Origin of the sequence: Streptomyces antarcticus (genome assembly GCF_026627255.1) — a bacterium.
In the GTDB taxonomy this organism is placed as follows: Bacteria; Actinomycetota; Actinomycetes; order Streptomycetales; family Streptomycetaceae; genus Streptomyces; species Streptomyces antarcticus.
Window position 1 is genome coordinate 211,776 of sequence record NZ_JAPNLM010000003.1, and the last position, 22,651, is coordinate 234,426.

The window sequence follows — 22,651 nt, forward strand, 5'->3', positions numbered from 1 at the left end:
CCCTCGCACGGAACCTCGCAAAAGAGAACGTCTCCGGCATTCCGTGTTCGGTGTTCGACCGCGCCCCGTCCTAGCATCGGCCCCGTCGACCCGGCCGGACCGGCCGGACGGGGAACAGGCCGGGCGGTGCGTGAGATGCGGGAGCTCGACTTCCCCGAGGACGTCCGGCGGATGCTGTGGATCCTGATCGGCGAGATGCCGGTCCAGGCCCGCGAGAACCTCGCCTACGAAAGCCGCGAGCTGTACCTGAGGTTCGGCAAGGGCATCAAGGACCTGCGCGACGAGATCCGGCTCTCCGTCGCGGAGGCGTCCACGGCCCTCCCCCAAGAGGTGGCGGACCGCTACGTCCAGGGCCTCTCGCTGCTCACCGACGACGGGGGAGTGGACCACCTGAACGCGATGGCCGACCGGCTCGACGACATCGCCCGGAGCCAGGTCGACCACTCCATGAACATCCAGCAGGCCAAGTGGGAGATCATCGCGGAGATCGTGATGCTCCTCCTCGAACTCGCCCTGCTGGCCGCCCTCGCCGCGATCACCGGCGGCACGTCCGTGTCGCAGATGGCGCTCGCCCGGGCCCGGAGCAGACTCGCCGTCCTGCTCGTGGTGGACCGGCTGCTGCGCATGACACATCTCGCCCCCAGCCTCACCGGGGCCGTCGAGGAGGCCCTGCAGACCCTCGCCGTGCGCCTCGCCCAGATCGCCCTGAACCCGGACGGCCGCCGACCGGACGGAATCGACTGGAGGGACGTCGGCAAGTCCGCCGCGTTCGGGGCGGTCGTCGGTCTGATCGGCGGTGCGCTCGGCGGAGCCGCCGACTACTTCCGGAACTGGTTCAAGCACGCCTTCGACGACTTCGACCGCTTCGCCAAGGACCATCCGAGGTTCACGACCCTGCTCGACGGGGTGAACGACGTGGCGGAGGCGTTCGTCGTCGGAGCGGTCAGCGAGTCCGCCGGCGAGACCCTGATCCAGGGCGCCTTCGAAGGCACCTGGGACTTCTCGTGGAGCACCTTCGTCGGTTCCGGCACCAGCTCGGCGCTCGAGACGGTCGCCGGGGGCGCCGTCGGCGGTGGCGCCCTCTGGCTCCACCACACGTACCTCCCGGACCCCGCCACCGCAGACCCATTCACCGTCAACCAGCTTACGGGGCGCGGCAGTTCGCGCGCTGGTGGCGGACCGGGCGCCTCGGGTCCCGCCGCCCCGCCGGTGCGCGTGCCGCCGCCGCTCCCCGTCGCCCTGCCCGTGCCTTCCGTGCCCCGGGCCACCGCCGGGTCCGACCCGGCGGTCACCGGACCGGCCGCGTCCCCGCCGCCCGCGTGGTCGCGCACCCCTCCGGCACCGGTGCCGGTGCCGATCGGCCCGCCCGCGCGCGTGCTCGCGGCGAGCGTCCCGGCGGTGTACGGGAGTTCCGGCCGCGAGTCCGCCGCAGACCCCGATGCCGATCCGGGCCGGGGCCCCGGTCCCGGCCCTGACCCGTACGCGGCCGGGAACACCCTGTTCGGGGCCACGGCTCCCGCCCCGGGCGCCTCGGTTCCGCCACCGGTCGCGCCGACCGCGGCTCCGGCCGGCGTGCCGGGCCAGCGGGCGCCCGGTCCGGGAACGTACGCCGACGCGACCGGCGACGACCGTCCGGACACGGCCGGGGAACACTCCGACAGCCCCTCCCGCACCGGCCTCCCCGACACCACCGACAGCACGGCACGGAGGCAGGTGCCCGCGGCCCCGGACAGCACGGCGGCGGACAGCACGGCGGCGGACGATAAGGCCCCGCACAGTACGGCCCCGCACAGTACGGCGGACGGCCCCGAGGCCGCCGTACCGACCGGTCCGGCAGCCTCCGGCGGCGCGCCCGACCGGGGCCACACGCCGGCCGGCACACCGCAGGCGCACGGCCGCGGCCTGCCGGAGCACGGATCGGCCGACGCCCCGGACACCGAGGCTCCGCCGGAGGCAGAGGCGGTGGAAGAGGCAGAGGCGGAGGCTGCGGACGGTCGTGTCGGCCCGCAGCACACAGGCGCCGAGTCGGCGCAGCGCAGCGCGGATCCCCGCACGGCGCCGGACCCGGCGAAGGCCGGACGGGACCGCGTCGCGCCCGAGCCCGGACCGGAGGACGGCCCGGGCCGGGACGCGCCGGGGCGGCCGGAGGCCGGGGACGGAGCCCAGGCGCCGGGGACCACCGCCGAACCCGCGCCCGCCACCGCCCCCTTGACCGGGAACGCGGCCTGGGAAGCCGCGCGCGCGGCCGTAGCACCGGTCACCCGCACGCACACCTGGGTCGACCCGGTGTCCGCCCCCGCCGATCCGGCGCGGCCGGGGGAGACGACCCAGTACGCCGTGCGGTCCCTGTTCGACGTCCGGCGGGTCGCCCACGACGGCGACTGGGTCACGGACCTCACCGTCCGGGTCGCCACCGGCCCGGCGGGCCTGCCGCCGCACGTCTGGGACGCGGTGCGCGACGGGGTGGAGGCGTACTTCAACGCACCGGGACACCGCCTGCCGGACGGCGACCGGCTCCATGTCACCGTCGAGCAGACGCCGGAGGACCCGCACCCCAACGGGCTCACCGTCACCCTGGCCGGCCGCGACCAGCCGATGACCCGTACGGTCTGGTGGGCGGACGCGGACCCGGTCGACTACGCCCACGAGATCGCGCACCAGCTCGGCCTTCGGGACGAGGCCCGGGGCGGCGACGAGGCCACCCGGCGGCCCGACATCCCCGGCAGCCTGCTCGGCGACTACACCCGGCCCGCCCCGGCCGGACTCCCGCAGGCAGGGCTGCGCGGCCGCCACCTGAGCCTCCTCGCCGCCCACGTCGGCGATCTCACCGATCCTCCCCCCGGCGCGCGCGGACCCGGTCCCGCCGCCGCGCGGCCGATCCGTACGGTCGGCGGCCCCCGGGGCGCCGAGCCGCGCGCGCCCCGCACGACGGAACCGGCCCAGGTGCCGGTGCCGACCGTGGCCGTTCCCGCCCCCGTTGTGCCGCTCGCCCCGCCCCCGCTCGCCCCGCCCCCGCCCGTACCGGTGGTGACGGCCTCCACTCCCACCGCCGCGGCCGACGGCCGCACCGGCACCGGAAACAGCCTGGACGGCACCCGCCCGCCCCGGCTGGAGCGGGGCGCCGCCGCCCCGGCGGCCCGGGGCGGGCGGCGGACCCGCTACGCGGACGGGAGCGGCATCCCCGCGTACGTCGACGACCTCGCCTCCCTGCTCGCGGAGGCCCCCGCCGACCTGATGGAGGAACTCCTCTCCCAGCCCGCCGCGTTCGGCCAGAGCAGCGTCGTCCTGCGCGGATCCGAACTGATCGCCGCCGAAGCCGAGAGCCTGCTGCGGGGCATCCCGTCCCTGCGGCCGAGGACGCCCGAGCCCGGCTCCCCGCCCGGTACCGGCCCGGTGGCGGACCTGCGCACGGCCCTGCGGCAGCGGCCCCGCGCCCTGATCGGCGGGCTGGCCCTCCCGTACACCAACACCGCCGGGGAGACCCGGGTGCTGCACGTCACCGCCCGCCACTACGGGAACTGGGAGCGGTTCGCCGACACGTACGGCACCCCCACCAAGATCGACACCATGGACCGCGCCACCGTTCAGGCCGGACGGAACAGCAGCGTGCAGTCCGCGACCCAACTGGGCCTGGGCGGACCGTTCCTCGGGCCGTCCTCCGCCGCCGCCTTCGGCGGCTTCGGACGGCTCGCCCTGCGCGGCGGCTTCAGCACCAAGGCGGGCTACGGCCAGATCGACCAGGCCACCGCGCAGGCGGAGACGCGTACCCTGGACGGCTCCCACGTCCACCTCGACGACCTCCACCTCACCCTCCGGGTCACGGACGCCGACGGCCGCCTCGTCACCGAACCGCCGCCGGCCGGGACCGCCGGCCCGGCCCGCGCCGCCCACACCGGTTTCGCCGTACGCGACGGACTGGCCCTGCGCCTGCCGGACAGCGCGGTGAAGCCGTCCCGGCCGGGCCGGATACCCCGCTCGATCGCCATGGACCACGACACCCAGTACCGGCTGGTGCGCACCGAGGGCTTCGGCCCCGTCAGCCGCATCCGGGACTGGGCCGCCGCCGAGATCGGCGCCGCCCCCGGCAGCAGCGCCCACCAGGAGCTGGACGCCTTCTTCTCCAGCGACTCCTTCCAACGCCACGCCCGGATGCTGGCCGCCGGACGGCTGGCCACGGCCCCCTTGTTCGCGGACGACCGCCGGCGCACCCCGCTCGGCGTCTTCGTGGTCGAGCGCGTGGTGCCCGTCCGCGCCACCCTCGTCACGGAGACCCCGGACGCCGAACTGCGCGACATCGCCACCTCCACCGTCCGCAACGACCGGTCCACGACCAAGGCCGTCAACTTCGGCATCGACGGCGTGCTCGGCCCGGCCTTCAACTTCCTCGACCTCGGCGGCGGAGCGCTCAACCTCCGCCTCCAGTTCGGGCCCGCCTTCCGCCACCTCTTCTCCGTCTCGCGCACCACCGCCTTCGGCGGCTTCGGCGGACTCAAGACCTCCGGCCAGGTCAAGGGCACCCCGACCGGCCTCTACCTGGTCCGCAAAACGGTGTACGTACGGCACGCCGGCAGCGGCTCCCCCGCCCGGCGCTTCCCCACCTGGAGCCTGGACCGGATGACCCGTACGGAGGCCCGCAGGCTCGCCGGCTGGGACGACGGGACGACCGTGCCGCTCCGCAACGGCCTGCCCGAGCCGCACGCCCCCGCCTACCTCACCCCCGACCGCCCGCCGACCCTCGGCATGCACCGCGTCGAGGAGTTCGCCCACGCCGACGGCCGCCGCACCCGCGCGACCGACGGACGCCCCAGCACCCTCCTGGACGCGTTCGCCGACACCGTCCTGACCGCCCTCGCCGACGCCCACCCGGGGCTGGTCGCCCCCCTGGACCGGCTCGCCCCGCCGGTCCGGCGCGGCCTGCTCGCCCGCGCCCGGGCCGTCACCCGGACCGCGGGCCCCCTCGACCGGGCGCGGCCCGCCCCCCACTGGGACGACGCCGACGCCTACCAGACCGCCCTGTCGAACACGCTGACGGTCCTCTCCGCCCTCTCCCACCTGAGCCTGGCCGCCGGGCTGGAGGCCCTGACCACCACCGGCATCTCCATCCGGCTCACCGATCCCGGCACCTTCGGCCAGGCCCACCGCTACGTCCGGGTGCACGGCGAACTGACCAATCGGCGCTACGAGGGCCGCCAGGACGACCTGAAACTGCGGCACAGCGCCCCGGGAGGCCAGCGGACGGACGGCCAGGAGAGCCGCAAGCGGGCCACGGGCGGCGGGGCGGACCTCCAACTCGCCTTCCGCGACCCGGATCCGGGAGCCGGCGAGTCGATCGGCGCCCCCGACAACGCCGGAGTGCTCTCCCTGGGCTGGCGTTCCGCGGTCCAGCACGACTCCGAGTCCGGCTACGGCTCCTCCGCCACCAACGAACCGATGTCGGTGAGCACCAAGCCCTCCCACCTCTACCGCTACGACCTCGCGCTCAGCGCGAGCCACGGCGGCTACTGGCGATTCCGCGGGCTGCTGCGTGGCGTCGCCACCCTCGGCCTGCTCGGCACCCAGCCGTTCGTCTTCCAGAGCCCGCGGACCCTGCTGATCGGCACCGCAGCGCACGGCGTGCCCGTCCGAGGCGGCCCGGTCACCGGGCAGGTCCTGATCAGCATTCCCGACCGGCACGCCCCGGCCGTCGACCCGCACCGCCCCGGCGCCCCCAACCCGTACCGGACCCCCGGCGGCCCGCCGGACACCACCGCCATGCCCCTGGCCCGGGCGCACGCCCTCGCCACCGGGAACCTCGCGGTGCCCGCCGGAACCGGTGACGGGGGCCGGGCGCCGCGGCGCGGCGACCGCCTCTTCCGGGACCTCCAGCACCACCCCTTCCTCACCGTCGCCGTCCTCGTCCCGCCCGGACTGACCGACGCCGTCACGGACGTCGTACGCACAGCCTCCGGCGGATCCTGGCAGTTCGCCCACGAGGGAGCCCCGGCCCGGGAGGCCGTCCTGCGCGCCTTCCAACCGCAGTACGCCACCGCCAACTTCGACCAGAGCTCCGGCCCGCTCGGCTTCGCCCTGGCCGGGCTGATGGGCAAACCGCCGTACGGCACCCTGTGGGGCACCTTCCGGCACTACACCGCGGTCCGCGGCGTCCACGCGCTCACCGGACCCGTCGAGATGGACACCGAGATGGTCCTCGGCAGCGCGACGCAGGCGACCGGCAAGACCGGGCGGAGCGTCACGCACTCCTTCGGCAGCCAGCTCACCTACGCCAAACCCCATACCAACGCCGGCGGGCCGCTGGGCACTTACGGGTTCGTCGTCAACCCCTGGTCCGAGAGCGCCCAGCACACCCTGACCCTCACCCGCAGCGTCGTCGCCGACCTCAACCTCAAGAGCTTCGGCCACCAGGTCCTCGTCACCGGCACGGTCGAGCACTGGGCGGTGATGGTCTCCACCATGCTCGGCACCACCGCCGCCCGGCTCCCCGGCGTCCCCGCCTCCTTCGCCGGCGCCGCCGGATCCGTCACCTCCGTGCCCGGCGGCTGGCTCGCCCACGTACCCGAGAAGAGCGCCCACCTGCTGGGGATCCTGGACGACGGCATGGGAGACGTGCCCCGCTACACCGGCACGGCCTGGTCCCCACAGCCCTGGACGCGCGGCAACACCTTCGGCACGTACCCCGTCAACACCCTGGACCCGACCGACGTGCTCAGCGCGTTCCAGACGAAGGTCCGCGCCCTCGGCCTCGACGAGGACGCCCAGGAGGACATCCGCCGGCAGGTGACCTCCCGCGTCCTGCGCGCCCTGCACCGCGAGGCGACCGGAACGGGAACGAGCCTCCCCTCCCGGGCCGGCGGCTGGGGCTGGGGCGCCGTACGGATCGGCAGCCGCCGGGCCCGCGTACGCGTGGAACTCCTCCCGGGCACGCCCGTCCTGCGGATGCTCGACCACGGGACCGAGCGGGAGGAGAACCGGCGGGCCGTCGAAACCCGCCAGGAGGGCGCCGAGTCCACCTCCGGCCGGGACATCGGCGTACTCGTCGGCGAAAGCGTCCACACCGGCGACCCCACCGCCGTCGCCGCCGGACCCTCCTACACCGAGACCGGGACCTCACGGCGCGCCGTCTCGACCGCCCGCTCCGTCTCCACCGGCACCACCTACCGGGCGGCGTCGACCGAACCGCACGCCGAGACCACCACCCCCTACCGGCTGCGCCTCACCCTGGAGTTCGACGACACCCCCGAACCCGCCGCCCCGGGCGCGGACGCCGGATCCGCCGCCCCGGGCACCGCGCTGCGCCGGTTCACCGGCAGACAGCGCATCACCGAGACCGGCGCCGTCGGCGACCTGCGCGAACACGTCCCGCTCAGCCTCATGGCCCCGGACCCCGACCCCGCCGACCCCGCACCCGACCCCCGGCTCGCCCCGCCCGACCTCACCGTCGCCACCCGGCCGCGCTCCGGACCGCGCCCCGGACTCCTCGGCCCCGACACCCTCCACGCGGACGGCACCGCCCGGCCGTTCACCTTCCCCGAGAACGGCTTCCACGTCCGCCGCATCGTCGGTCTGGAACACGTCCAGGAGGCCGGGCGGCGCGCCATCGCCGAGTCCTACGGGATCGACCTCACCGACCTGGACGCCCCCGGCGCCACCCCCGCACGCCGTACGGAACTGCTGCGCCGCGCCGCCGGAACCGCCCTCACCCGACCCGGCGGCGGAGCCGCGCAGACCCTGGAGGACGGCACCACCAACACCGCCCTGTCCACCTTCTACGACCAGGCCCTCGTCCCCGCCGGGTACGAGGTGCCCGGGCTCACCCACCGCGACCCGGCCGGCACCGACTCCGCCCGGCTCTCCCTGCACGCGAAACCCGACTTCTCCCGGGCGGTCCTGCTCACCGTCGCGGACGGCAAAAAGCTGGAAGTCCTGCGCGAGAGCGCCGAGGGCACCGGCACCTCCGTCAGCCACGAGCACACCCAGGACTCCGCGTTCGGCGGCGGCGTCGCGATCCGCACCGAGGACACCGGCCTCAACCAGCTCGCCGCGACCGCCACCGGCCCCTACGCCGCGGACGGCGACGGCGCCCCGGTCGGCGCGGAGCGGCTCTCCTCGCTCAACGTCAAACCCAAGACCGGCCGGGCCTTCCTGTTCGCCGTCCCCACCGACTGGCTGAGCGTCGCCGAAGTGCACCGCGGCATCAAGGACAGCGGCCTCGGCAGGTTCCTCGCCGGAGCCTTCGGCCACCCGCCGCGCGGCCCCAAGGCCGTCTCCTCCCAGACCTACGCGCTGGCCTGGATCCGCGACGACGTCGCCCGGGAACTCGGCCTGATCAACGACACCACCTTCCCCGCCCGGGTCTCCGCCGCCTGGGACGCCGTCGGCAAGGCGGCCAAGACGTGGACCGAGGCGGACCGGGCGTACTGGAAGAAGCGCCGCGCCTCGGCCGGACTGCGCGAAGCCCGGGAAGCCGCGCGCACGGCCCTCGGCCCGGCCCGCACCGCCGTCGAGGACACCACCCGCCGGCTCGCCCCCCTCCTGGACGCCGCCGAAGCCGCCGACACCGGCCTCGCCCGCGCCGAGGCCGACGTCGTACGGGACCGCGCCGCGGCGAGCCGGCTGGACGCCGCCGCCGACGCGCTGGACGCCGCCTCCGCCGCGGTGCGGCAGGCCCGGGCCGAGGTCGCCCGGGCCGAGCGCACCGCCCGGGCCACCGAGGACGCCGCCCGGGACACCGTGGCCGCCCTGCACGGCTGGGCCGCCCTGCCCGGCGACGGGCCCGACCCCGATGCCGTACGCCAGGCCGAGGCCGGCCTCACCACCGCCCGGCGCACCGCCGCAGCGCTCCGCTTCGCCGCGGGCCGGCGGATCGCCGCCGCCCGCGACCCGTACGACGCCGCCACCGTCGAACTCGCCGCCGCCGAACGGGACGCGCCCGCCGCCGCGGCGGGGGATTCCACGGGCTGGGGGACTCCCGCGACCCCCGCGGTGCCGGAGCCCCCGGGGGGCTCCGCCGCCACCGGGACCGCCGAGTACGTCACCGCGCCCTCCGGGACCGCCGAGTACACGGAGACTTCCGATCCCGGTGGGGTGCCCGGGCCGGGTGGGGAGTTCGGGCCGGGTGGGGTGTCCGAGCCGGGCGGGGTGTTCGGGCCGGGTGGGGTGTCCGAGCCGGGCGGGGTGTTCGGGCCGGGTGGGGTGCCCGAGTCCGGTGGGGCTTCCACGGCTGCGACGCCGGGGCTCCCCGTGTCCTCCGGGCCCGGTACCCGGTCCGTCGCGCGCCCCGGTTCCGGAACCGAACGGGCCCGGCGGACGGCCGGTGCCCTGCGTACCGGCGCCGACCGGCGGCTGACCGCCGCCGAGGCCCGGCGGAGCGCTGCCGCCCGCCGCCTCACCGGTCCCACCCGCGCGGATGCCGCCGCCCGCGCCGCCCTCGCCAGGGCGGCCGCCCGATCCACGGCGGCCGACGGCGCCTTCGACGCCCGCCGGGCCGAACTGGACGCCCTCGCCCGGGCGGCGGAGACCGCCGCCGCCGCACTCGGCCGGGTGCGCGCCGCCACCGACCGGCTCACCCGCTGGCACCAGCTCGCCGCCACCGCCGAAGGGCGCCGCCGCCTCGCGGGCCTCGCGGAACCGGCGCCGGTGACGTACACGCCCCCGTCCGGGCCCCCGCGAGCCGCCGAGCCGCCCCTGGCGCCGCGCTACACCCCGTCCGCCGACGGGGCCCGGCTGACCTCGCCCGACGGCGCCGCGTACACCGTGCACGAGGTGCCCCGGGACGGCGACGCCTTCTTCCACGCGCTCGCCGAGGGTCTGGCCAGGACGGCGCCCGAGCTCCTGGCCCGGCACGCGATCGACCCGGGCGACCCGCGGACCCCCCGGGCCCTGCGCCGGCTCATCGCCGCCCGCCTGACCGACCCCGCCGACGCCGACCTCCTCGCCGTCGTCGCCCCGGACGACACCGACGTCTTCACCGCCGCCGAGATCGACGCCACCGGGCCCGCCCCGGACCTCGCCGCCGGTACGCCCGGCCGCCGGGAGTTCGACCAGCTCGGCATCGTCCCGCACGCCGCCGCCCTGGACGACGGCGCCCGCGCCGCCCTCGCGACCGCCCAGCTGGAACGGCCCGGGGACGCCGACGACGAAGCCGGCTGGGACCACGCCGCCGCCGACCTCCTGCCCCTCCTCGCCGCCCGTACCTTCGGCATCGACGTGACCGTGGTGCGCGGCGACGGCACCTTCCAGACGTTCACGTCCCGGGCCTCAACGTCCCGGGCCTCAACGTCCCGGGCCTCAACGTCCCGGGCCTCAACGTCCCGGGCCTCAACGTCCCGGGCCTCAACGTCCCGGGCCTCAACGTCCCGGGCCTCCACGTCCCGGGCCTCCACGTCCCGGGCCTCAACGTCCCGGGCCTCAACGTCCCGGGCCTCCACGTCCCGGGCCTCCACGTCCCGGGCCTCAACGTCCCGGGCCTCAACGTCCCGGGCCTCCACGTCCCCGGCCTCCACGTCCCCGGCCTCCACCTCCCCGGCCTCCACGTCGCAGGCCTCCACACCCCCGGCCTCCACGTCGCAGGCGTCGACGCCCTCGGCATCCACACCCGCGGCCTCCGCCTCCCAGGCCCTCGCTCCCGGCCGCCGCGCGGGATCCCACCGCCTCCGCGGCCTCGTCGACGATCCGGAAGCCCCGGCTCCCCACGTCGTCCTGTTCCTGGACCACCGCCACTACCGTCTCGCCGTGGCGGACCCCGCCCGCCCCCTGCCGGTCCCGGCACCGCCGCTCGCCCCGCTGCCCGCCGCCCCGCTGCCCGCCGCCCCGCTGCCCGCCGTCGGGCCCGGTGCCGCCCCGCCCCTCCTCCCGGGCCCGGTGGACCGGCCCCTGAGCGAGCCGGAGGCCACCGGCACACCACCCGACCGGGGGGAGCCCTTGCCCGTACGGGGAACCGGTCACGGTTCCTTCGCGGAGGCGCTGCTCGCGGCGCTCGGCGACGGGAACGGGAACGGAGTACTGGACCGCCGCCGACAGGTCCCCGTGACCGAACTGGCGGGAACGGACGTGATTCTGACCGCCGGTCAGGCAGCCCACGCGGTGCTGCTCGGCGGCTCGCTGAGCGTCGAGGATCTGGGCCTCACCCCGCTCCAGCACCTCCGCTGGCTGCTGGCGGGCCCGGCCGACGTCGCCGCCGCCGCGGAGGTGCTCGGAATCGCCATCGAGGTCACGGCGCCAGGGCGCCGGCCCCACCGGTACGGATCCGGCCCCCGGGAACCCGTACGGCTGTACTACGACGGCCTGCGCTATTCCACCGCACCCCAACGGGGCTGATCACCACGTCTGTTGAGGGCCGCGAAGCCGGTCCCCGGCCCCCGGCGAAGGGACGCCGGGCGGCAGGGCGGCCTCCCGGAGCACCGCGACCGCGTGCAGGGTGCCACCGGTGCGGCCGGCCAGCAGGCCCCGGGGAGTGCGGACGCTCCACAGCGCGTCGGAGGACGGTTCGGCCCTGCCGGCGGGAAACGGACGCGTGATGTCGGTGATGTCCTGGATGACGACCACCCCGCCGGAGTTCACGGCGCTGTAGCAGCGTCCCACGGTAGCCGCAGCGGATGCGCCGACACCTCCCGCCCGGTAAAGGAAGGGGCTGGAAACCCCATGGCTTTCGCCAGGTCCCGCACGCCCGCGGGTCACGGCGTCGCGCGCCACGGCGAGCCTCGCGTGTCGGACGCGTGCACACCTCGTGAAGACGTTTGGCGGGCTTTTGGGGAAACGATGGCGGTCCTCGCCAGGATGAGCCCGTCCGCATCACCCACTGGTTGAAGGAGGTGTCCTGATGAAGAAGATCCAGGTACGCAAGGCCGGTCCGGTCCGCCTGACCTCGTCGGCTTGCAGCGTCTACACGAACCCCAACTGATCCCAGATCAGTTGAGCCCTGGCCGCTAGCACGTCAGGGCCACGGCGCCGTCGTGCCTGCGGGCAGCCCGAGGCGACTCAGGCTGCCGCCCGGTGCGACGGCGCCTCCCGGGGAGGCGGCCACCCCGCCCGCGCCGGGTCCGGACCGGAAGCCGAGGGAGACCACCCCATGCCGGAGCACGGCATCCGCAGCACGGCCGACACGCCGCTGCCGTTCCACACGCTGGTCTACCTGGAGGACGGCGAGGACGTCACCATCGGGCGGCCCGACACGGACTCCTACGCGATCTTCCCGGCCGACGGGGCCCACCTCGTGCGCCGCCTGGCGGACGGGGCCACACCGGCGCAGGCCTCCGACTGGTACGCCGCCGAGTACGGCGAGCAGGTCGACGTGGAGGACATCATCGGAGCCCTGCGCGAGCTGGGGTTCGTCCGCGAGGACGGCGAGGAGCCCGCGCAAGCGGAGCCCGTTCGCTGGCAGCGGCTCGGCCGCGCGCTGTTCTCGCCGCTCGCCTGGGTCTGCTACGCCCTCGTCGTGGCCTGGGCGCTGCTGCGCGTGATCCTCTCGCCGGACCTCGTACCGACGGCCGAGGACCTGCTGTTCAGCGACTACTACGCGGTGATCAGCCTCGTGCTGCTGGTCGCCGCCGTCCCCCTCATCGCCGTCCACGAGGCGTTCCACGCCCTGGCCGCACGACGTCTCGGAGTCCGCTCACGGACCCGGCTCTCGTACCGCTTCTACTTCCTGGTGGTCGAGACGGCACTGGACGGCCTGGTAGCCGTCGAGCGCAGGAAGCGCTACCTGCCGATCGTGGCCGGAATGGTCGCCGACTGCGTCCTCCTCGGCCTGCTCATCACGGTGGCGGACGTGTCCCGGGGCCCCGGTGGGGCCGAAACGGTCACCAGCCGGGTGTGCCTCGGGCTGGCGTTCGCCGCCCTGCTGCGCCTGCTGTGGCAGTTCTTCCTCTACCTCCGCACCGACGTCTACGTGCTGATCACCACCATGCTCGGCTGCGTGGACCTGCACACCACTTCCGTCCGCCTGCTGCGCAACCGGTTCCTGCGGTGGTGCGGGCGGACCGACCGGCTGGCCGACGAGTCCCAGTGGCACCCGGTGGACCGCCGGGCGGCACGCTGGTACTCCTGGCTCATCGTGGCCGGCTACACCGTCAGCCTCGGCACCTTCGTGCTCGCGCTCGCCCCGGTCTTCGTCCGGATGGTCTCCGGCGCGATCGACCGCTTCGGCGCCGGGGAGGGGTCGAGCTGGACCGAGCTCCTGGACTCCTCGGCCTTCCTCTTCCTGACCTTCGGCCAGATCGCCCTCACCCTCTGGATCGCCGCCAGGGAACGCGTCCGCGCCCGACGGTCCAGGACCCACCACGTCATCGACTGACGTGTGCCCCCCGTCGGCCCCGTGAAAGGTACGTTCATGACCGGCCACTACTGGATATCGGCTCCCCGGCGCCGTGAGCGCGACCGGCTGCGGGCCGGCCTCGGACTGCCTTCCCCGCTGACGGTGGTGGACGCGCACCGGCGCCTCCGGGGGCCCTACACGGCGGCCGGTGAGCTGCTGCGGCAGGTGGCGCCGGACGCGCTGCGCCGACAGCCGGAGCTGGCCGCCCGCCACTACATCGAACTCCAGGAGAGCACACCGGAGCTGGCGTCCCTGGTGCCGCCGAAGGAGAGGGCGCTGGAGCAGAACGCCAAGGCGCCGGGCGAGGCGACCAGGTACCCGGCCCGGCTGCACTCGCTGCGGGTCGCGCACGGCCTCGTGGACTTCCTGCTCGCCGCCCTGCCCGGCACCGGGGACGGTCCGCGCACCCTCGTGGTGGAGAACGTCCACCACGCGGACGTCACCGACCGGGAGTTCCTCGCCGCCGCGCTGCGGCGCATCCCCGCGGAGCTGCTCACCCTCGTCGTCGCCACCGACACGGACACCCTCGCCGACCCTCCCGGCATGCTGTCGGTCTCCCTCCCCTCGGAACTCGCGACGCGGACCACCCGCATCCACGGCCCGGGCACCGCGTCCGGCCCCGGGACCGACGGCGCGGACGACCGTACGCAGACGCCGCTCCAGGCGGCCGCCCGGTACGTCGAGGGGGAGTGCGTCCACGACGACCCCGCGCTGCACGCCGCGTACCGGGCGATCAGCGACGAGGAGCGCGCCGGCCTGCACGACCGCAGGGCCGCGGCACTGGCCTCCCGCGCGGAGGCGGAACCGTCCCTGAAGCTGGGCGCCCTGCCGTACCACCTGCTGCGGGGCAGCGACTCCGACGGCGCCGGCCTCGACGCCCTGAGGTGGGCCCAGGCCCGCTGCAAGTATTTCGGCTTCTACCACGCCGCGGCCGAGATGGGCGAGGAGGGCCGCCACCGGGCGGACCCCGTCACCCGCCCCGACCTCTGGTGGCCCTTCACCCGGGAGACGGGCGTGTGCCTGGCCGCCGCCGGGCGGCCGGAGGAGTCGGCCGCGGTACAGGAGGAGGCCCGGGCGGCGACCGCCATGCCCAAGCACCACATGAGCCTCGCCTACGAGACGGGCATGCTCTACGCCCGCCACTTCCCGCCCGAACTGCGCGACGACCGGCGGGCCAGGGCTTACGTCAACCAGGCCATCGCGATCTCGGACCTGCTGCCCGACCCCAAGGAACGCGCCTTCTACTCGGTGTTCAACCGCAACGGGCTCGCCCTGGTGGAGGTCAGGGCCGGCCGGCCCGACGAGGCGCTGCGGCTGCTCGACGAGGGGATCGAGCGGCTGGACCGCGAACTGGGCATCGGCGAGCGGACCTGGCACCGCGTGGGCCTGCGCTACAACCGGGCCCAGGTGAACGGCATGAGCGGCCGGCTGGAGGAGGCGCTCGCCGACTACGCCTCGATCATCGACGCGGACAGCGACTTCGCCGACCACTACTTCAACCGCGGCAGCATGCTGCGCCGTCTGGGCCGAGTCGAAGAGGCCATCGCGGACTACGAGAGGGCACTGGCCCTGGAGCCGCCCTTCCCCGAGGCGCATTACAACCGGGGCGAGGCCCTGTTGGAACTCGGCGACGCCGAGGGAGCACGGGCCGACTTCGACCGGACCCTGGAACTGGAGCCCGGACACCTGGAGGCGCTGCTCGCGCGCGCGGGCCTGCTGGCCGACCAGGGCGACGACCGGGCCGCACTGGAGGACGTGACGGCCGGACTGCGGCTCGACCCCGAACACCCGCACCTGCTCTGTCTGCGGGGACGCCTGTGGGGCGAGGAAGGCCGGACGGCCGAAGCGCGTGCTTCCCTGTCGGAGGCCCTGCGCCTCGACCCCGAGCTGGCCGAGGCGTGGGCGATCAAGGCCGAACTCGCCTTCCTGGAGGGGGACCTGGCCGGGGCGCTGGCCGACTTCGACCGTGCGGTGGACCTCGAGGGCCGGCCCGACTTCCGGTTCAACCGGGGTGTGGTGCACGAAGCGGCGGGCAGCTTCGAACGGGCCGTGGCCGACTTCGAGGCGGTCTTGGCCGTGACCGACGACTCCGAGGCGCGGAGCCGTCGGGAGACCTGCCTGCGCGCGGCCGAGCGCGCTCACGCGTAGGGGGCCGGGTGGACCTCCGACAGCAGGAGAAGCGGCAGGGCCGGGAACACGAACAGGACCGGGGCCAAGGCCAGGACCGGGACCAAGGCCAGGGCCAGGGCCGGGACCAAGGCCAGGGCCGGGACCTGGGTGGCCGAGGCCGTGGGGCCGGGCCGGCGGACGGGTTCACGGAGGCGATGTCACGGCTGGTGTCAGGGGTGGCGGTCGTCTCCGCCCGGCGGGACGACGGGCGGCCCTGCGGGCTGCTCGTGTCGTCCCTCTGCTCCTACAGCGCGTCCCCGCCCTCGATCCTGGTGGCGCTGGCCCGGAGTTCGCGTACCTGCCGGGAGCTCGCCGCGGGACCGGGCGCGCACTTCGGCGTCCACCTGCTGGCACGCACCCACTCCGCCCTGGCCCAGACCTTCGCGGGCAGCTCCGAGGACAAGTTCGCCGACGTGCTCTGGGAGTGGGACGGGCCGGTTCCCCGGCTGGCCGGCGTCCCGGTCTACGCGAAGTGCCGTACGGGCGTGCTGCTCCCGCACGGTGACCACGTGATCGTGGTGGGCGAGGTGGTCGACTGCGCGGTGGCGGAGGCCGAGCCCCTGGTGTACTTCCGCCGACGCCTCGACTGGAGTCTGGGCCCACCCGCACGCGGTCGTCCTCCCGCCGGCTGACCGGCCGCTGGGGCGGGGGCCGGTCGTGGCCGGGCCGATGGCCCGGGCACGGGCCCGTGCGGAGGCGGCCGTCCCGAGGCGTCAGCCGTCGAGCCCGGCCGGCCGGAGCACCACCGCGGGGCGGCAGCGGTCGTGCCGGGCGTTGTCCGGCCGGGCGCCGCTCAGCAGCGTCTGCTGCGCCGTGCGCAGGCCCGGTCCCGGTTCGATGCCGGTGTTCTCCACCACGGTGCGCCGGGCACGGGCGTAGGCGTTCAGCGCTTCGGCGCGGCGCCCCGCCGTGGCCAGGGCGAGCATCAACTGCTCGTGGAAGTCCTCGCGGAGGGGGTGGCGTGCGCAGAGCTCCTCCAGCTCGCCGACGACCTCGCGCGCCCTGCCCGTGCAGATGTCGGCGCCGATCCGGTCGTGCACCAGAGCCAGTCGTTCTTCCTCGAGCCGCACGGTGTAGTGCGCGGGAAGGCCCGCCTGCCCAAGTTCTCCGGGGGAGGTGCCCCGCCAGAGGGCGAGGGCTTGATGAAACGATTCTGCCGAGGTGGTGCAGTCTCCCGCGGCCCTCTGGTCCCGGCCGAGCCCGGCCAGCGCGCGGAACCGGTCGAGATCCAGGTCGCCCGGTCGTACGCGCAGCAGATAGCCGTTCCCGGCGGTGAGCAGCAGCGGATGCCGCCGGGCGTCGCCGCCGCCGCGGCTGTGCGCGGGGTCCAGGACGCGCCGCAGTCCCGACACGTACATCTGGACGGCGGCCACGGCCGACGGGGGCGGCCGGTCGTCCCAGAGCTCGCCGATCAGCGTGCAGATCGGGAAGCGCCGGTTGGCGTGGAGCAGGAGCAGTGTGAGCAGGGCGCGCCGCTTGAGGGACGTGGGCGTGCAGAGCACCCCCGCCCGATGGACCTCGAGGGGGCCCAGGATCCGGTACGTCGGCCCGTCCGCCGGCGCGGGCTCGCTCTCCGCGTCCCCGGGCCGGGCCGGCAGGCCGGGGACGGTCCCCGTACAGCCGGGTAAGGAAGGGTCTGCCGAGGATCTTTCCGTTCTGGCCAGCACTGATCTGCCACCCCCGCGTCACCGGCGCGCCCTCAGGCGCGCTGTCCTGTCGGTCGGCACGCGGTAGGGCCTACCGGCGCTCACGTCATGGATACGGGATCGAAGGAGAGAGTGTCATGGGCTCGAACAAGCCAAGTTCGGTACGGGCGGGGCGTCACCGGCGCGTCGTCCCCCCTTACCGCTCCCGCTCAAACTCAGCCAAACATCCGGTCACCCGGACCGACTCGGGACTTCGCCTTGGCAGCGGGCCGCCACGGGGTTAGCGTGCCTCGATCTCCTCCCGCTGAGCCCGTTCATCCTGACCGTCGAGCGATCCATCGACCTGCAGTGAGAGGAACTCCATGTCCGCACGTCGCATCGCGGCGGCGACGGCCACCCTGGCCGCCGCGGCACTCGTCTCCCCCCTCCTGTTCGCCGGGCCCGCCACAGCGGAGGCCGACGACCCGGGCCGGGCCGGCCGGGGCGACGCGCTGGCCGCGAAGCTCGTCAGGGAGTCGACGGCCAAGGACGCCTTCCGGCACCTGAAGACCTTCCAGGCGATAGCCGACTACAACGGCGGCACACGGGTGGCGAGTTCCAGGGGCCACGAGCAGTCGGCCGCCTACGTGGAAGGGGTCCTCAGAGCCGCCGGCTACCGGCTCTCCCGCCAGGAGTTCGACTTCGCCTACACCGACGACATCGCCGAGTCCCTGACCGTGCTCTCGCCCACCCCGCGCGACATCACCCTCCAGCTGATGGCCTACACCGCCAAGGGCCCCGAGGGCGGTGTGACCGCGGACGTGGCCGTCGTCCCCGTGGACGCCGACGCCACCCACGGCTGCGAGCCCACCGACTTCGCCGCGGGCGCCTTCACCGGCAGGATCGCACTGATCAAGCGCGGCGGCTGCTCCTTCGCCGTCAAGCAGGCCAACGCCCACGCCGCCGGCGCGCTCGGCGCCGTCGTGTACAACAACACCACGGGCAAGATCAACGGCACCATCGGCGACGCGGCCCTCGCGAAGATCCCCACCGGCGGCATCAGCCAGGAGGACGGCGAGACGCTGGCCGCCGAGGCCACCGCGGGCCCGGTCACGGTCACCCTCGACATCCACGAGCTTCGGGAGAACCGCAGGACCTTCAACGTGGTGGCGGAGACCCGCGGCGGCGACGCGGCCGACACCGTGTTCCTCGGTTCGCACCTGGACTCGCTCCACGACAGCCCGGGCATCAACGACAACGGCTCGGGCTCGGCCGGTCTCCTCCAGGTCGCGGTCAGGCTGGCCAAGTCCCAGGACAAGGTCGGGAACAAGGTCAAGTTCGCCTGGTGGTCGGCCGAGGAGTTCGGGGTGCTGGGCTCGCAGGCGTACCTCGCCTCCCTGCCGGAAGAGCAGCGGAAGCAGATCAGGCTCTACCTGAACTTCGACACGATCGCCTCCCCGAACGCCGCCTACTTCGTCCACGACGGCGACGACTCCGACGGCGTCGGCGCCGGCCCGGGCCCGGAGGGATCCGCCCAGCTGGAGAAGGGCATCACGGACTTCCTCGGCTCGAAGCGGATCCCGTACGAGGGCACCGACTTCACCGGCCTATCGGACTACGCCCCGTTCATCGCGGCGGGGATCCCCTCCGGCGGCACCTTCGCCGGGGCCGACGGCATCAAGACCGAGTCCCAGGCCGCCAGGTTCGGCGGCCTGGCGGGTGTCGCGTACGACGTGAACCACCACACGGCCGGCGACGACCTGACGAACATCGACATGCGGGCGCTCGACGTCAACATCGACGTCATCGCCGACGCGGTCGGCCACTACGCGCACGACCTCGGCCCGCTCACCCGACCCGCGAACACCGCTCGTACGGAGGGTGCCCGTACGGACGCCGCCCGGGACGGCGCCGACGGCGACGCGCCCGTGACGGGGTAGGCAGTCGACTCTCCTGACGTTCCATCCCCGCAGCGGGCCCGCATGGGGTCCGTGACCGGTCCGGCGGTCAAGGGCTGCCCGGCCTTCGTTCCGACAGCGAGGCCGGGGAGAAGAGGCCCGGGGGATGGGCAGGCCTACCTCAGACGACGGAGAGCAGGTCCACCACGAAGACGAGCGTGGATCCCGCCGGGATCAACGGCGAGGGGGACTGGTTGCCGTAGCCGAGGCGCGGGGGGACGATGATCTCGCGCCGGCCGCCGACCTTCATCCCCCTGAGTCCCCGGTCCCAGCCCTTGATGACCCTGCCGCCACCCACGGCGAACTTGAACGGCTGGCCCCGGTCCCAGGAGGCGTCGAACTCCGCTCCGGACTCGAAGGTGACCCCGACGTAGTGAACCCGGACCACCCTGCCCGGCTTCGCCTCGGGCCCGTCCCCGACGACGAGGTCCCGGATCGTCAGCTCCTCGGGAGCGTCACCCCCGGGAAGTTCGATCTCGGGCTTCGTCAGTTCACTCACATCAGCCTCATCACTCTCCGCCGGAAGCCCTCGTGCAGACCATCCGGGCGCATGGTCACTCCATGCGGCAGGTGATCACGCTACCGAGAACGCCGATCGACCGAAGAACATCAAACCCCACGGACCACGGCGCGGCGCCTTCCGAAGACGCTCAGAAGAACCCTAGCTTCTTCGGAGAGTAGGAGACGAGGAGGTTCTTCGTCTGCTGGTAGTGCTCCAGCATCATCTTGTGGGTCTCGCGGCCGATGCCGGACTGCTTGTAGCCGCCGAAGGCCGCGTGGGCCGGGTAGGCGTGGTAGCAGTTCGTCCAGACGCGTCCCGCCTGGATCGCCCGGCCCGCGCGGTAGGCCGTATTGACGTCGCGGGTCCACACTCCCGCGCCCAGGCCGTACGCCGTGTCGTTGGCGATCCGGATGGCGTCGTCGAAGTCCTGGAAGGACGTCACCGAGACCACCGGGCCGAAGATCTCCTCCTGGAAGATCCGCATGCGGTTGTCGCCCTCGAACACCGTCGGCTGGATGTAGTACCCACCCGACAGGTCGCCGCCGTGTGCGATGGGCTCTCCGCCCGTGAGGACCTTCGCGCCCTCCTGCCGGCCTATCTCCACGTACGACAGGATCTTCCGCAGCTGCTCCTGCGACGCCTGCGCGCCGATCATCGTGTCCGTGTCCAACGGGTGCCCCGGCACGATCAGTTCGGTGCGCGCGACGGCCGCGTCGAGGAAGTCCGCGTACCGGCCGCGCTCGATCAGGGCGCGCGAGGGGCTCGTGCACACCTCGCCCTGGTTGAGGGCGAACATGGTGAAGCCCTCGAGCGCCTTGTCGCGCAGTTCGTCGTCCGTCGTCCAGATGTCGTCGAAGAAGAGGTTGGGGCTCTTGCCGCCGAGTTCCAGCGTCACCGGCTTCAGGTGTTCCGCCGCGTACTGCATGATCAGCCGGCCCGTGGACGTCTCCCCGGTGAACGCGATCTTCGCCACGCGCGGGCTGGAGGCGAGCGGCTTGCCGGCCTCCTCGCCGAAGCCGTTGACGATGTTCACCACGCCCGGCGGCAGCAGGTCCGCGACCAGGCTCAGCCAGAAGTGGACGGAGGCCGGCGTCTGTTCGGCCGGTTTCAGCACCACCGTGTTCCCGGCCGCCAGCGCCGGTGCGAGCTTCCACACCGCCATCAGGATCGGGAAGTTCCACGGGATGATCTGGCCGACGACACCCAGCGGCTCGTGGAAGTGGTAAGCCACCGTGTCGTCGTCGATCTGGCTGAGCGCCCCCTCCTGCGCGCGCAGTGCTCCCGCGAAGTAGCGGAACTGGTCCACGGCCAGCGGGATGTCGGCCGCCAGGGTCTCCCGGACCGGCTTGCCGTTCTCCCAGGTCTCGGCGACGGCCAGGGCCTCCAGGTTCTGTTCCATCCGGTCCGCGACGCGCAGCAGGATCGTGGACCGCTCCGCGACGGAGGTGCGCCCCCAGGCAGGGGCGGCCGCGTGCGCCGCGTCCAGTGCCGCCTCGACGTCCTCGGCCGTTCCCCGCGCGACCTCCGTGAACGCCTCGCCGTTCACGGGGGAGGGGTTGGCGAAGTACCGGCCGCGGACCGGTTCGACGTACTCGCCGCCGATGAAGTGGCCGTAGCGGGACGCGTACGACATGAGCGCCCCTTCGGATCCGGGCGCAGCGTAACGGGCCATGGTGGCCTCTCTTGCCGGGCGCCGCCGCCGTCCGGCAGCGCTCGACAGGACGCTAGGGGCCCGCGGGTTGCGACCGGGTTGCACGTCCGCCACGGACCGCCTCCGGGCGTACGGGGCCCTGCCCCGGGCCCAGTTCGAGGTCCAGGGCGCGTACGCGGGCCAGCGCCGCCGCCCGCCGCCCGGGCGGCAGCGCGTACGCCAGGGCCCGCCAGGCCTCCGGGTCGTCCGCGCCCCAGGGGCTGCACACCCAGTCCGTCAGCAGCCCGGCGTCGGCCCGGGCGACGACCGCGGCCCGCGCCTGGTCCTCGATGCGCCGGCGCAGCCGGACGATGCCCGGCGCCGTGGAAGCGGGCAGCAGGGGGCCGGGGTACCGGTGCAGGGCGGCGGAGACGGCTCCGCCGGCCAGGTGCCGGGTCAGGGCGGTGAAGTCCGACGCCAGCGCAGCGGCCGTACGGTAGGGCCGCGACAGCGGTGCGCGGTCGCCCAGGACCCCGCGCAGCCGTGACATCTCGGCTCGCAACGTCACCGGTGACACGGACTCGTCCTCGTAGAGCGCGATCGTCAGTTCCTCGCCCGACAGGCCCTCCGGGTGGTGCGCCAGCAGGGCCATGATCTCGCTGTGCCGCCGGCTCAGCCGCACCGTGCGCCCCCCGGTGCCCAGCAGTGCCTCGTCCCGGCCGAGCGCGGTGAGCGTGTCCGCGGCGGCGGCCGGGTCCGGGGCGAGGAGGGCCAGCTGGGCCTCGGCCGCCCTGGCCACCGCACGCACGAAGGCGAGGGAGTGCGGGTGCGCGAGCCCGTCGCCCCCGGTGATGTCCACCGCACCCAGCACCCCGCCGGTCCGCGGGTCCCGCACCGGGGCCGCCGCACAGGTCCACGGGTGCACGCGACGGCTGAAGTGCTCCGCCCCGAAGACCTGTACGGGTTCGCCGACCGCGACCGCCGTGCCGGGCGCGTTGGTGCCCATCGCCGTCTCCGACCAGCGCGCCCCGGGGACGAAGCCGAGCCGCTCCGCCCGCCGTAGGGTGCCCGGCTCGCCCTCCACCCAGAGCAGGCTGCCCCGCGCGTCGCACACCGCCATCAGATGCGCCCCGTGCGCCGCGAAGGTTCCCACGAGGTCCCGGAACACCGGCATCACCCGCGCCAGCGGATGCTCCGCGCGGTACCGCCGCAGCTCCGCCTCCGCCAGTTCCACCCGGGGCGCGCACTCGGGGCTGACCCGGGCCCGGGCACACCGCCGCCACGACCTCGCGATCACCGCCCGGACCGGCGCCTCGACCCGGCCGTCCCGGGTGAACGCGGCGTGCGCGCGCCGCAGTTCCCGCGTGCGCTCGACGGGGTCGGCCCCGCCCGGCAGCGCCACCAACGGATCGCCCATGTCACCCTCCCCTGGTGTCGCGGTCCCCGGAGCGCCCCCAT

10 protein-coding genes are annotated in these 22,651 nt (G+C 74.7%); 5 read left to right on the forward strand and 5 right to left on the reverse strand.

The annotated features are described in order from the left end of the window. Positions 1 to 135 precede the first annotated feature (135 nt). Positions 136 to 11,313 (forward strand): WXG100-like domain-containing protein, encoded by an 11,178-nt coding sequence (locus OTB16_RS06880; protein ID WP_476470161.1) that lies wholly within the window; start codon positions 136 to 138, stop codon positions 11,311 to 11,313. On the opposite strand, the gene OTB16_RS06885 is transcribed toward OTB16_RS06880, so the two are convergent. Continuing rightward, positions 11,314 to 11,577, reverse strand: a complete 264-nt coding sequence (locus OTB16_RS06885; RefSeq protein WP_267719011.1) for a hypothetical protein — start codon at positions 11,575 to 11,577, stop codon at positions 11,314 to 11,316. It abuts the gene before it with no gap. Positions 11,578 to 12,064: 487 nt separating this feature from the next. On the opposite strand from OTB16_RS06885, the gene OTB16_RS06890 reads away from it, so the two are divergent. Genes OTB16_RS06890 through OTB16_RS06900 form a run of 3 tightly spaced genes read left to right on the forward strand, consistent with a single transcriptional unit; the run spans position 12,065 to position 16,110 of the window. Then, entirely contained in the window at positions 12,065 to 13,288 is a 1,224-nt protein-coding gene (locus tag OTB16_RS06890; RefSeq protein ID WP_267719012.1) for a zinc metalloprotease, read from the forward strand. A 36-nt stretch (positions 13,289 to 13,324) separates the two neighbouring features. Continuing rightward, the gene (locus OTB16_RS06895) at positions 13,325 to 15,457 is read left to right on the forward strand and encodes a tetratricopeptide repeat protein (protein WP_267719013.1); all 2,133 of its coding nucleotides are present in this window, start codon (positions 13,325 to 13,327) and stop codon (positions 15,455 to 15,457) included. 8 nt (positions 15,458 to 15,465) lie between these two features. Next, positions 15,466 to 16,110 carry a flavin reductase family protein gene (locus tag OTB16_RS06900; RefSeq protein ID WP_267719014.1) on the forward strand — a complete coding sequence of 215 codons (645 nt, stop codon included), beginning with the start codon at positions 15,466 to 15,468 and terminating at the stop codon, positions 16,108 to 16,110. 81 nt (positions 16,111 to 16,191) lie between these two features. Here OTB16_RS06900 and OTB16_RS06905 read toward each other — a convergent pair whose 3' ends face one another. Next, the gene (locus tag OTB16_RS06905; RefSeq protein WP_267719016.1) at positions 16,192 to 16,980 is read right to left on the reverse strand and encodes an AfsR/SARP family transcriptional regulator; all 789 of its coding nucleotides are present in this window, start codon (positions 16,978 to 16,980) and stop codon (positions 16,192 to 16,194) included. Between the two features lie 506 nt (positions 16,981 to 17,486). Here OTB16_RS06905 and OTB16_RS06910 point away from each other — a divergent pair. Continuing rightward, positions 17,487 to 19,043: a M28 family peptidase gene (locus tag OTB16_RS06910; protein WP_267719017.1), complete on the forward strand. Its 1,557-nt coding sequence runs from the start codon at positions 17,487 to 17,489 to the stop codon at positions 19,041 to 19,043. A gap of 139 nt (positions 19,044 to 19,182) precedes the next feature. Here the strand turns inward: OTB16_RS06910 and OTB16_RS06915 are convergent, their stop codons facing one another. The 3 genes from OTB16_RS06915 to OTB16_RS06925 all read right to left on the reverse strand — a co-directional run bounded on the left by OTB16_RS06915 (position 19,183) and on the right by OTB16_RS06925 (position 22,610). Beyond that, entirely contained in the window at positions 19,183 to 19,560 is a 378-nt protein-coding gene (locus OTB16_RS06915) for an FKBP-type peptidyl-prolyl cis-trans isomerase (protein ID WP_269286301.1), read from the reverse strand. Positions 19,561 to 19,711: 151 nt separating this feature from the next. Further along, positions 19,712 to 21,235, reverse strand: coding sequence for an acetaldehyde dehydrogenase ExaC (exaC, locus tag OTB16_RS06920; protein ID WP_267719018.1), 1,524 nt, complete (start codon positions 21,233 to 21,235; stop codon positions 19,712 to 19,714). A gap of 52 nt (positions 21,236 to 21,287) precedes the next feature. Then, the gene (locus OTB16_RS06925; protein WP_267719019.1) at positions 21,288 to 22,610 is read right to left on the reverse strand and encodes a helix-turn-helix domain-containing protein; all 1,323 of its coding nucleotides are present in this window, start codon (positions 22,608 to 22,610) and stop codon (positions 21,288 to 21,290) included. Between the last annotated feature and the right edge of the window lie 41 nt (positions 22,611 to 22,651).